Source organism: Arthrobacter cheniae (assembly GCF_003602275.1).
Taxonomy (GTDB): Bacteria; Actinomycetota; Actinomycetes; order Actinomycetales; family Micrococcaceae; genus Arthrobacter_D; species Arthrobacter_D cheniae.
In genome coordinates, this window is the sequence record NZ_QZVT01000003.1 from 182441 (window position 1) to 194151 (window position 11711).

8 protein-coding genes are annotated in these 11711 nt (G+C 69.5%); all 8 read right to left on the reverse strand.

The window, feature by feature from the left end; translation table 11 throughout:
• Positions 1-51: 51 nt before the first annotated feature.
• The 8 genes from D6T63_RS06550 to D6T63_RS06585 all read right to left on the reverse strand — a co-directional run bounded on the left by D6T63_RS06550 (position 52) and on the right by D6T63_RS06585 (position 11647).
• Positions 52-1107 (reverse strand): RDD family protein, encoded by a 1056-nt coding sequence (locus D6T63_RS06550; protein WP_182976901.1) that lies wholly within the window; start codon positions 1105-1107, stop codon positions 52-54.
• Positions 1108-1229: 122 nt separating this feature from the next.
• A complete protein-coding gene (locus D6T63_RS06555) occupies positions 1230-1937 on the reverse strand; it encodes a hypothetical protein (RefSeq protein WP_120148210.1) in 708 nt (235 codons plus the stop codon).
• 16 nt (positions 1938-1953) lie between these two features.
• On the reverse strand, positions 1954-3606 hold the full coding sequence (locus D6T63_RS06560; protein ID WP_120148211.1) for a serine/threonine-protein kinase: 1653 nt from the start codon (positions 3604-3606) through the stop codon (positions 1954-1956).
• On the reverse strand, positions 3603-5708 hold the full coding sequence (locus tag D6T63_RS06565) for an FHA domain-containing protein (RefSeq protein WP_120148212.1): 2106 nt from the start codon (positions 5706-5708) through the stop codon (positions 3603-3605). The genes D6T63_RS06560 and D6T63_RS06565 overlap by 4 nt, the downstream gene beginning before the upstream one ends.
• Positions 5705-6631 carry a PP2C family protein-serine/threonine phosphatase gene (locus D6T63_RS06570; protein WP_120148213.1) on the reverse strand — a complete coding sequence of 309 codons (927 nt, stop codon included), beginning with the start codon at positions 6629-6631 and terminating at the stop codon, positions 5705-5707. The genes D6T63_RS06565 and D6T63_RS06570 overlap by 4 nt, the downstream gene beginning before the upstream one ends.
• A 203-nt stretch (positions 6632-6834) precedes the next feature.
• A complete protein-coding gene (locus D6T63_RS06575) occupies positions 6835-9276 on the reverse strand; it encodes a transglutaminase family protein (protein ID WP_235830589.1) in 2442 nt (813 codons plus the stop codon).
• Complete coding sequence (locus D6T63_RS06580; protein WP_120148214.1) at positions 9273-10646, reverse strand: DUF58 domain-containing protein; 1374 nt, start codon at positions 10644-10646, stop codon at positions 9273-9275. Before D6T63_RS06580 ends, D6T63_RS06575 begins: the two co-directional genes overlap by 4 nt.
• Positions 10647-10675: 29 nt before the next feature.
• Positions 10676-11647, reverse strand: a complete 972-nt coding sequence (locus D6T63_RS06585; protein WP_120148215.1) for an AAA family ATPase — start codon at positions 11645-11647, stop codon at positions 10676-10678.
• Between the last annotated feature and the right edge of the window lie 64 nt (positions 11648-11711).

The window sequence follows — 11711 nt, forward strand, 5'->3', positions numbered from 1 at the left end:
CGGTTGGCGCAGCGGCGGCTGCCCTCGTCGGCCTATGAAGCGGTGGCGGCCCTAGCGAATGGTGAAGCGGCGGTCCCCGAAGCGGACGCTGGAGCCTCCGGGCAGCAACATCGCGACCTCCGGGTGCAGGGGCTGCTCCGAGCCGGTCTGATCGATGAGAAAGCTGCCATTCGTGGAGCCGCGGTCGGTGACCCACACCGCGCCCTGATCGAAGCCCAGATGGACGTGCGTCTTGGAGACCGAGCGATTGAGGTCGGCGAAGTTGATGAGGTAGTTGACGGCCTCGTTCGGTCGGGGCTCGGGATTGCGGCCGATGAGGGCCTGCCCGGCAATCTCCACCTCCGTGCCGTCGTCGAATACCAGCACCCACTGACCGTCGACAGCTGCCCCCGAGCCGGACCCGGATGAAGACGCGGCCGATGCCTCCGCGGGTACCGGGGAAAGCTCCACATCCATGCCGGGCGTGCTCGGAGCCCAGCCGCTCGAAGGAGCAATCGGAGCAAATGGAGCAGGCGGGCCCGGCGCCGTGGACCCCGAAAGGGCGGGAACTTCCGTTCGCGGAGGAGTGCCGGCTGCCGCGAACGCGTGGTCCTGCCGGCTGCCAGAAGCGACAGCGGCCCCTGTCGCTTCGTTCTCCGGATTCGACGGAACCGTTTCGCCTGCGAGTCCGCCGGTGCGCAGCGGATCGCGGCCGGCACGGACGTCGAGGACATACGTACCCACGAGCTTGTCGTGCCAGCCCCGGCGCTGTCCGTCCCGGTCCCACGTGTTGGAGATGAGCAGCGCGAGCGGCCCGATGACGGGAACGATCGAGGATACGCCGAGCGCCAGCGCCCTCACGAGTGCAGCCACGAATCCGGGCGGAGTGCCTGCTGCGCTGACCGTCACGAGACCGAGGGCGAGGTTGCCCGGCGTCCGTCCCGTGGTCGATTCCCAGGCCAGGACGGCAATCCAGTACAGGAGCACGACGACCCCTGCCGACAGCAGGGCCGCCGTACCACCGTCGAGCAGGTAGGCGACGAGGACCGCGAGGGCGGGCACCAGGGTGTCGACCACCTTGGCCAGCACCCGCTGGCGGGCCAGGGCGTTGACGAGCTTTGTTGCCATGCGGCGGGTCCTGTCTTCCTGTCCGATGCCGTGCAGGGCCATCCCCTTCACCGTGCGGCACCGATCGTTCTGATTCTAGGGCGCCTGCGGCACCCTTCCTGTTCCGGCTCGGGCTCCGGGCGTCAGTCCTCCTCGCTACGACCCTTCATCGTCTCGAGCAGCCCGAGATCGTCCTGTGTGACCAGGTGCGAGGTGATGGCGTGTTCCACGAGGCGGGCCCGACGATTGGTCGCCACCTTGCCCCCGCCCCCACGGAGCCCCACCACTCCGACCCGATCGAGCTTGTCGCACACGTTGTCCAACTTGCGGTTGAACCGGGTTAGCGCCCAGCCGAGCCGCTCGGCTGCCTGGGCGGAGGACGGAATGGCACTGAAACCGGTACCCTCGCGCCGCAGCATGGGCTCGGCGAGCGCGACGATGATCGCCTTCTGCGCGTCGGTGAAATGCACAGGACCGATTGTGGAATCACCCGCACTGTCCTCCGCCCTGGCCTGCTGCCGGAACGCGGGCGTCTGGAGGTGGATGTCGAATTCGTAGGTCGTCGGCCCTGCTGTGAAGACCACCCGGGTCTGGCCGAAGACGATGGGGATGCGCGCACCCGGAGACACCCACGCCTGCATCCCGCCGGTGGTGTCCGCTACGGTGGCCGAGATCATGCTGCCGACGTTCGACAGCCACCACATGCCGTTCTGGCGCGCCAGCTCGAGGAACTGTCGGTGCAGGTACGGATTGTCGTCGACCTCGAGGTCACCTTCGCGGCCGATGCTGAACACGGCGTCATCCGCAGGCTCATGCCACTCACCGCAGAAATCCAGCGCGAGCTCCCCCATCGTGATCCTTTCTGTACTACTCGGGCCAGCAGGCGGCGGTGGGTTCCGAACCCTGGCCGTTGCTGCGGGCTGTCTGGACTTCGATGCACGTGGTGCCGGACGCATCCGCCGGAACGGACGCCGTCAGCTGCAGCGTCCGGGTCCAATCCGACGTCTCACGGACGGTGACCGTCCGGAAGCGGTACACATCGCCGTCCTGCGGGTCCGGGTTGGTCCAGCTGAAGCTGACAGCAGCTCCTGCCGCACTCCCGGCCAAAGCCTCCGGAGGGGGAACGTTGCCCTCCACGCCCGCCAGCGGATCGGCAGGCGGCTGCGTGAATCCCGGCGGCGGAGCGGCGTCCTCCTGCGAGCCGCCGAGGGCTACTGCGGCAAGAGCGACGCCGGCCACCAGGACGGCGCCCGCGACGGCCAACAGGGCCGGCACGCGCCTGGACCTACGGGCCTGATGGTTCCCGGTCCGGTCCGACGTCGCGCCTGCCTGGTCGGGGCGGAGTGTCGACGAGGTGGTCCGGCCCGTCGTGCTGCCCGACGTCATCGCTGCCGCCGCGTCCGCCGTCGTCGGGTCGAGGGCTGGGGCACCATCGCTCCCCCGCAGGACGGTGCGTCCTGCCTCCGTGACGTCGAAGGAGGGATCCTGGTGTGCACCGGGCGCCGCGAACCGCGGCACCTCGGTCCGGGTGGTCGGTGAATCGGGGAAGGTCGGCGAGGACGTGTTCGCATCGGGGTCGATCGACACGACCCGCCGGACGCGCGTTGCATCTTCGTCGGCGTCGACCTCCACGGTGTACCGGGCATCGTCGAGGACCTCGAAACCCGTGACCGAGTAACCCAGCTCCGTCTGGATCCGCTGCAGGGTGAGGCCGAAGGAGTAGGCGGATGCAAAGCGCGAGGACGGCTGCTTGGACATCGCTGTGGCGAGTGCGAGCTCGAGGGACGCAGGAACGTCCTCCCGGTGCGTGCGCTTCAGCGGCACGGAGCTGATGCGGTCCATCAGGGCGAGCTGCGAGTTGTCCATCCCCGGCTGCACGAACGGCGAGTGACCGGCAAGGAGCGTGTACACGGTGGCTCCCAATGACCACACGTCGGCGAGGACGCCATCCACCGCTTCGTCCCCGAAGGCCTCCGGCGGGGACCACGGGACGGACATGCCCTGGTCCTGGGCGGACCCGTCGGCGTCCGTGGTGCCGGAGATGCCGAAGTCCGTCAGCGCCGGTCGGTTGTAGTCCGTGACGAGGATGTTCGCCGGCTTGATGTCGCGATGAACGATGCCGGCACGGTGTGCGGACTCCACCGCGGATGCGACCTGGATGCCGATGGTCAGCGCCTCCGCGACGGACAGCCGCCCGCTGCGGTAGCGCACGTCGAGGCTCGGGCGGGAGCAGTACTCCATGGCGAGATAGGAGTGGCCATCCGCCGTCGTATTCGCCTCGAAGATGTTCACGATGTACGGGTGTGATGACAGCTGGGCCATCAGGTTCGCCTCCGCCTCGAACGCGCGGCGCGCCCCCTCCGTCCTCAGGTCCGAGATCAGGACCTTGACGGCTACCCGGCGGCGCGGACGGTCCTGCTCGTACAGGTAGACATCGGCGAAGCCACCGGAACCGAGCAGGCTCACGTACCGGTAGCCGGGCAGCGAGGGAGGCGGGGCAGGGAGGCGCTTCGGGCTCACGGGAGGCCTTCGAACTGCAGCGAGACGTCCTCGCCCAGCTGTGCGATGTCGCCGTCGAGCAGGAAGGCACGCTCGCCCTCACCGAGGCGGCGCTGCGGTTGCCCGGCGCGGATCAGCACGGTGCCGTTGGTCGCGCGGAGATCGCACAGCAACACGTGCCAGCCGTCGAGTCGGACCTCCACATGGGAACGCGAGATGTCCCCGGCGTTGCTGCGCACCTGCACGAGCCGGGGCATCTCCCTGCCTGCGACCCGGGAGACGGAGGGCTGACGGCCGAAGATCAGCGAGCGATCCAACGTGATCACCTCACCCGAGCTCACCCGCACCTGCCCCAGACTCGGACGCCTGACCTGTTCCGTGTCCTCCTTGAGCGCAGCGGAGCATTCGGCGCACTCGCTTCGCGTGGGTGCATTCGCGTGGCCCTGCAGGCACAGGCGTGCAACGATCATCGGACCGGTGGCGGGTCCCGACGGCGGTCGTGGCGCTCTCGGCGCCGAGCCGGCCTCGCCTCCGGGGGGACGGACCACGGTATCGGCGGCATCGGCGTCCGAGCTGTTGACGGCGGTGGGCAGGGTCGACGGCCCCGCCGGGTCCTTCGGCAGGCCCAGGGCGGCCGGAGCGGCCGGTGCACCTTCGGTGACAGGTGCGGCCGGTGCGCCTTCCGTGACCGGAGTGGCGGGTGCGCCTTCGGTGACCGGCGCGGCTGGTGCACCTTCGGTGACCGGCTGGGTCGGTTCGGTCGCGGTGACCGGCCGGGCCGACTCACTCCCGAGCAGCGCACCCATGTCCGCGGGCGGGTTCCGGGTGGGTGTCGGCTTCATGATGGTGTCGCCGTCGTGATCGGAGGGGACGCCTGCTGGTGAGGCGTCAGTCGTGCTCGTTGGCGTGACCGTAATAACGACTGAGGCTGCGGTCGACGTCGGGGTCGGGGTGGGTGTCGCACCTGCGGCTTGGGCTCCGGCAGTGGGTGCGACGCCGCCGCCGTGTGTTCCTGACACGCCGGCTTCGTCACGCTGCCACGTGTCGGAGGAGGGAAACCGCCGCTGGATGGTCTGTTCGGCGTCGCCGGACACCATCTGGGGGGCGTTCACCAGGGAGGACATCGAGGGGAGTTCCAGCTCCTCCGCCGGCTCGGATGCTGTCGCGGTTGTCCTGGGCAAGAGCCAGGGGATGGAGTCGATGAGCTCCCTCGCAGCCGGTGCGGTGCGCTGCCCGGGAGCCGAGGTCGCCACCGGCGCGGCGGTGATGGTGACGCGTGTCGGTACCTGCAGGTCGGTGTCCGTGTCCGTGTCGGTGTCAGTACCCGTGTCCGGGCGGGCCGCGGCAGCATCGCCTTGGGGATGGGCAGCATCATCTCGGCTGTGCGAAGCGTCATCGGGCGCGTAGAGCAACGGGTTGATGGTTGCGGAGTCGTCCCCGGCATGGACCGGCCTCCCGCCGATCGGGACGCCGGTCGAGCGACTTCCCGTCACGGAACCGTCGGAGGGTGACGTCGACGCAGGGGTGTGGCCGTCCTTCTCTGCGAAGGTCGCCGCTTGAGCGACGGCAGGCGGAACCGCAGCTGCACGTACCGGAACCGGCACCGCGGCGCGCACGGTTGCTCGCCGGATGATCGCGGACGCGAGCACCATGCCGGCCTCCAGCGGGTACGGCCCGCCTGAGAAGGGAACACCAACGCGGGACACACCAGCGGCGGGAACACCGACGTCGGGAGCATCAGCGTCGGGAACACCATCCAGACCGAGGTGGAAGTCCTCGCCATCGCCGCCCTCGATGACCCGCTCGGTCCACGTGGTGATGCGTCCGCCCCCGATCACCTGCTCGCCCCCGGTTCCCACCGACAGGAGGAACGGCCCGCGGAGCATGACATGGAGATCCTCGTTGCACGAGAGGAGCGCGAAGGGTGGCACGGCGCTCACGTCCGAGCCGAAGCCTCGGGCCGCAATCGGCAGCAGGTCACCGAGGGTGGCCCCTGGGCGCATGGCGTGCCAGAGGCGATCACGGTCGTCCGCCTCCGTCGAGCGGGGTACGACGGCCACGAATCCGTGCCGCACGAGGCAGAGCCACTCACCGGGCTCATAGGCGAGCACGCCGCCCGTCATGCGGGGCCCTCCGGAAGAACACCGTTGCCGTCGGCGGCGAAGAGGCCGCCGGGTGGGACCGTGGTGCGCTCGGCGTCCCGGTCGCCGAGGTCGGTGGCATCGATGACGATGACGGTGACGTTGTCACGGGCGCCGGACCGGAGGGTGGCGGCGATCAGTTCGTCGCAGGCCTCCTGCGGATCGTGCACGTCGCTGAGGATGGTGCAGATACCCTCGTCCGTGATCTCTCCGCTCAGTCCGTCCGAGCAGAGCAGGATGCGGTCGCCCTCCTCGACGGGCATCAGCCAGAAGTCGGCCTCCGCGTCGTCGCCCGTCCCCAGTGCCCGGGTGACCACGTGCCGGCGCGGATGCGTGCGCGCCTGCTCCTCCGTGATGCGCCCGATATCCACGAGTTCCTGGACCTCGGAGTGATCCACGGAGACCTGCCCGAAGGTGCCGTTGCTCAGTCGGTATGTGCGGGAGTCCCCGACGTTGAAGAACAGCCAGTACGGCGCCCCGGACTCCTCCACCAGCAGGACGCCGGTCAGCGTGGTGCCGGCGTGTCCGCCCGCTTCGCTGCGGATCCGCTGGTCCGCCTCGCGGATGAGTTCCTCGAGGTCTCCCGCGCTGAACTGGGGGGTCCTGCTGCCGATGATGCTGCTTGCCCCGAGCGTCCGCACGCAGATGCTGCTGGCCACCTCCCCGGCCTCGTGCCCGCCCATGCCATCGGCGACGGCGAACACAGGTTCGACGGCGATGAAGGAGTCCTCGTTCAGCTCACGGCGGAGACCGCGGTCCGTCCCGAAGCCGTAGGTGAGCCGCACACCGAGTCCTGGAGAAGGCCGTGGTCCGGTGTTCGTGGGTGCCTCGGTGCCTGTTCCGGGATCTGCGGGATCGGCTCCGATGTCGATCGCGTGCGATCCGTGTGCCTGCGGGTCACTCATGACGGCCTCCGGCGGCAGAGCCGGGGACTGCTACGGCTGTCTCGGTTGGGCAGGCTCGCTGGTCTGTCATGTCCCCATTCTGCCCTCTGGCCGTTCGGGCGCCGGGAGCGACGCCGCCCAGACACCGGAGGCGACGCCCTCCGGAGACCGGAAGCGACGCCGCCCAGACGCCGGAGGACTGTCCCACGGTAATCATCAGCGGCTCAGCCTCTCGACGACTTCTTGAGGGAGCTTCGTCGGAGACGCCGCTCCCTGAGTAGCGAGCGCGGCGAGTAGCGGGCGCGCTGCCGTTTCCAGTACCCCACGGAACCACTCAGGTCCCCGAGCGAGGTGTCGACGGAACGCCAGTAGTCCTCCACCTCGTCCGCGGAGGGCTGCCCGGAACCGAAGATTCCCGCATCTGCCCTGCGTGCAAGGAGTGCGGTGCTGGACTTCCCGGAGGGGAACGCTTCCCCGAGGGCAGCAGCACTCTCCCGCCGCGTCGACCTCGGGTCCGGTTCGGCACCGAGGTCGGTCACCAGGCTCACGACCTCGTTCCACCCTCCCCCGATCTGGTGGGCAGGTTCGCCCGAGAATCGCCGTCTCTTCCGGCGTCGCGCCTTGAGCGCCGCGACGATGACCAGTGGCAGCGCGAGCAACACCAGGGGAATCGCGGCCAGCCCGATCAGGGTCAGGACGGGGCCGATCTCGTCGAGCAGGTCCTTCTCGCGTTCCTCGGCGTCCTGAGGCTCCGGCGCGGAGTCCGGCGGCAATTCAGCGGGCTCCTGTGGCGGTGGCGGGGGCTGCAGGACCTGCGGCTTCGGGGAGGATTTCGGCTGCTGCTGCGGCGGCACCGGTTCGTTGTCCTCCGGCGGCGTCGGGTCGAACGGGACCCAGCCGACGTTGTCGAAGGCGATCTCCACCCACGCATGGACATCCTCGCCCGTGATCTCCACCGGCGCCGACGCATCATCGATCTCGTCCCAGTCCGGGTAGAAACCCATGACCACCCGGGCGGGCATGTTGGCCTTTCGTGCCATCAGGGCCATGGCGACGGCGTACTGCTCGTCGTCGCCCACCATCTGGTCGGCGTCCAGCAGTGACAGCATGCGGGCTGCGCCGTGACCGGGAAGTGACCGCGCCTCGTCGTCCTTGCCGTTGCTGAAGTAGCCCTGGGCGCTGAGCACCTGCTCGAGGCGGCGGGCGCGTTCGAGCGGCTCCGACGCGGATCCGATGTATTCGCTCGACGTCGCCGCGATCACCGGTGGATCGTTGAGCACGCGGGGCAGCGAGAGCTGCGCGAAACCGTACTGGGCCAGTTGCTCGTCCCGCAGCTTCTCGGGGAAGACTGCATTGACCTCATAGGTGTCGCCCTGCTGGACGCCGATGGTCGAGAGCGTGGTCCGCGCGTCGTCGTTGTAGTACAGCGACCGCCCCATGTCCTCTGCACGCGGTCCGTCGAGCCGCACGCCCTCGACGTCGCCGCCCGCAGGGAGCCAGACGCCGGTGTAGTCGCCGATCGTGAATTTCAGCTGGGCGCGGGTGCCGGCCGGGTCGTCGTCGTCCGTGCCCAACTGCTGCGCATCTCCGACGCGCGAGAAGTTACCTGCTGCCTGCGGATTCACGTTGTAGACGACGCCGTCGTAGGTGTCCAGGGCTGCGAGACGGATGCGTTCGCCCTCGGGCAGGCCCTCGACGGTGAAGAGCACCTCGTCGGTGCTGTCCTTGACGTACTTCCGGAAACTCGTGAGGGGACTGGGGTAGGCGTACAGGTCCACGGGCGGTTCGACGGCGTCCCGCAGTACCTGCCGGTCGGACCCGCCGGTGACGAGCGGTGTGACCGCGAGGGTCAGCAGGGTGGCGACGGCGAGCATACCCGCGCCCAGCGCGAGCCGCCGGTTCCGTCCTACTGCAGCGCCGGCGGGATCCACGGGCGTCGCCACGGGAGCACGGCGCAGGGAGCCGGCGCGGCTGACGTCGCGACGGTACGCGAGCCAGGCCATGGCCACCAGGATCAGCAGCGTCCCGCGGACCGACGGAAGTGGAGCTCGGTCGGTACCGAGGGCGATCGTGGTGGTGAACAGGACGAGGACCGGAACGAGCGTCCAGGCGAAGGCTCGGATGCGCCACGCAAGGGTGCCCGCGACGACCGAGCACACGAGCACGGAGAGGAACGGCACCACGAGCATGCCGCTCCCTGTTCCCACGGGCGCGGCCACGGTGAGGAGATCCTTCCATGACAGGACCACCCCGAGGACGATCACCCGCAGTGACTGCAGGGTGGGCAGGACACCGCCGAGGGCTTCCTGGGGAGCCGCGAGCGCACTCCCTGCCAGGAGGTAGGTCAGTGCCACCGCATTGACCATGTGCCATGTGCGCCACCCCCGACGCGCTCCCTCCCATGCAAGGCCCAGGCCGAGGGCTATGGCCCCGAAGCCGGCGACGGCGTAGCGCGGGTTGCCGCCGAAGGTCGGTCCGAAGGCGAGCACGCCCAGACCCAGCAGCACCACGAGGGCGATCGCATCCGTGACCCCCTGGCGGACGGGCACGGGCAGCGGGCGGCGACCCGGGGGCGTCGGCGCGTCGGGGGAACCCTTGCCCGCATCGATGCGGACGCCCCGGGACGTGATCGGACCCGCGGTGGAGGGAGATTGTGCGGCGCTCATGCCGCCGCCTTCCGCAGGACCAGCGCGAGGTCGCCGAGATTGCCGAGGGTCAGCACCGTCAGGTCGCCGATCGATGCGCGGGAGGCCTGCGCTCCGTCGATGCACCGGACGGCGAGGCAGCGGATGCCGGGCGGTATGGACGCGGCCGAGGACCTCAGCTGAGAGGGTGTGACCGACGCTCCGACGATGAGGAAGACCACCGAGGCATTGGGGACGGCGTCGGCCGTGGTGCGTGCGAGGTCCACCGCCGTCGCGCGCAGGACCCGACCCTCGATCCGCGTGGCGGAGTCGAGCAGGTTCCGTCCGGTGTCCGAGCGGAGGGGGCCCGCCTGGGTGAGGACGCTCAGGTTCCGCTGCTCACGGATGGCCTGGAGGCCGATCGACGACGCCACGGAAACCGCCAGCTCGAAGCCCGGCTCGCCGTCGTACTCCGCGGTGTTGGTGGACAGCGCCACCGCAAGGTGCGAGCGCCGGGTCTCCTCGAACTGGCGCACCATCAACGTGTTGGTCCGGGCGGTGGTCTTCCAGTGGATGTGGCGGCGGTCGTCGCCCGGCACGTAGTCGCGCAGCGCGTGGAAGGAGACGTCTGCACTCGAGAGTTCCTTGGTGGGAAGGCCCTCGAGGTCCTTGATGAAGCCGGCCGCCGATCCGACGAGCGGCGTTGTCTGCGGATGCACGTAGAGGTCCGTCGGGTCGGTCCACGTCATTTGGCGCCGCAGCAGACCGAGCGGGTCCTGGCGGACCGAGCGGACGGGTCCGACGACGATCACCGCACGTCGCTGGGTGGGAATGCTGAACAGGTCCTCGTGCTGCTGGTCCGGGCGCAGGCGGGGCAGGTGGAACAGCGCCGTGGCTGATCCGACCGGCAGCTCGAGTGACGCCGGCAGCAGGGTGCGGTCCGAGGCGTTCGACACCGTGACACCGCCGATGGCCCGATCCCCCACGGCGACGCGCGTCCGTGCGAGGTCGAGCTCGACGGCGTATGCCGACCGTCCGAGGATGAAGGCGACGGACAGCGCGAGCAGCAGGATCCCGAGCACCGCCGCGATCCGCGCCTCGTCCCACCCGAATGCGAGCCCGAGGGTGCCGAGGACCACGACGACGGCGAGGAGGAACCACCCGAGAGGGCTCACGACGTCGGTGACCGGCGCGAGGATTCGCCTGGCGCCGGCACTGATGCGGGCCGTGAGGGGGCCGAGCAGCGAGCCCGCCGCTCGCGCGGGTCGCGTAAGGAGCAGGTCCCGGACACGGGTGGGAGTGCCGGGACGAGGTTGCCCCGTGCCTCGTGACGTCGGAGTACCGCGCAAGGTCGGAGCAGAGGGCGCACCGCCGCGCGAGCGGGACCGTTTCTCGGTGGTGGAAGTAGTCATGTGCCTGTCCGGGGGAAGAAGCGGTGCCGTCAGGCGGAGACGCGCTGCTGCGGAGCGGCGACCTCGGCAAGCACGCGCCGGAGGACCGCCTCGGCCGTTGCACCGGCGAACTCCGCCTCGGGATCCATGACGAAGCGGTGGGTCCAGACGAAGGGCGCCAGCTCCTTCACGTCGTCGGGCAGGACGTAGTGGCGGCCCTGTCCGGCGGCCCACACCTTGGCGGCCCGCACCATCGCGAGCGCACCGCGGACGCTGACGCCGAGGCGGGTCTCGGGAGCGGTCCGCGTCTCTTCGGTGAGGCGGGAGATGTATTCGAGGACAGCAGCGTCGACGTGTGTCTCGGCAGCGAGGTTCGCCATGTCGACGACGGCGGCGGTGGTGATGATCGGCGTGAGCGCGAGTGAGCGGTCGCGCGTGGCCGCACCGCTGAGGAGCCTGACGGTCGAGGCGTGGTCCGGATACCCGATCTCGGTCTTGATCAGGAAGCGGTCGAGCTGTGCCTCCGGCAGGCGGTAGGTCCCGGCCTGCTCGATCGGGTTCTGGGTCGCGACGACCATGAAGGGTCGCTCGTTGGTGTAGCTCACGCCGTCGACCGTGACCCGGGATTCCTCCATGACCTCGAGCAGGGCTGACTGCGTCTTCGGTGAGGCGCGGTTGATCTCGTCGGCGAGCACGATATTCGCGAAGATCGGGCCCTTGTGGTACTCGAAGTTCTGCGTCTTCTGGTCGTAGATGGTCACGCCGGTAACATCCGACGGCAGGAGGTCCGGCGTGAACTGGATCCGCGAATGGCTGCCCTGGACGGTGGCGGCCAGCGAACGGGCCAGCATCGTCTTGCCGGTGCCCGGCGCATCCTCGAGGAGCACGTGGCCTTCCGCCAGCATCGCCGTCAGCACGAGCCGCACCACCCGGGACTTGCCCAGCACGGCCTCTCCGACGTTGTCGACGAGCTTGTCGAAGGTTGCGGCGAACCAGGTGGCCTGTTCGGCTGTCATTGTCATGCTATGCGTCCTTTGGTGTGAGTCCTGCAAGAGTGCTGGAGTGCCATATCGTCGTGAAAATCGT